Source organism: Vogesella mureinivorans (assembly GCF_007644035.1).
GTDB lineage: Bacteria > Pseudomonadota > Gammaproteobacteria > Burkholderiales > Chromobacteriaceae > Vogesella > Vogesella mureinivorans.
The window spans coordinates 1-267 of the sequence record NZ_VMTV02000765.1; the positions used below are offsets into that span (position 1 = coordinate 1).

General features: G+C 58.4%; 2 protein-coding genes. Both read left to right on the plus strand.

From position 1 onward, the window contains the following. Window positions 1–142, plus strand: a 142-nt coding sequence (locus FLQ44_RS18125; protein ID WP_206208971.1) for an uL14 family ribosomal protein, incomplete at its 5' end; no start/stop codon positions are given. A gap of 11 nt (window positions 143–153) precedes the next feature. Further along, on the plus strand, window positions 154–267 hold a 114-nt coding region (locus tag FLQ44_RS18130), incomplete at its 3' end, for a KOW motif-containing protein (RefSeq protein ID WP_206208972.1).

Consider the following 267-nt stretch of genomic DNA (forward strand, 5'->3'; position numbering starts at 1 on the left):
GATTCGCTTCGATGGCAACGCCGCTGTCCTGCTGAACAACAAGCACGAGCCGATCGGCACGCGCATCTTCGGGCCGGTCACGCGCGAACTGCGCGGCGAGAAGTTCATGAAGATCGTCTCGCTGGCTCCAGAAGTGCTGTAAAGGAAGAAGCCATGAGCCGTATTCGCAAGGGTGACCAGGTTCTGGTGATCACCGGCAAGAACAAGGGTCAGAAGGGTGAGGTGGTGCGCGTGGTCGGTGATCGGCTCGTCGTCTCCAACATAAAT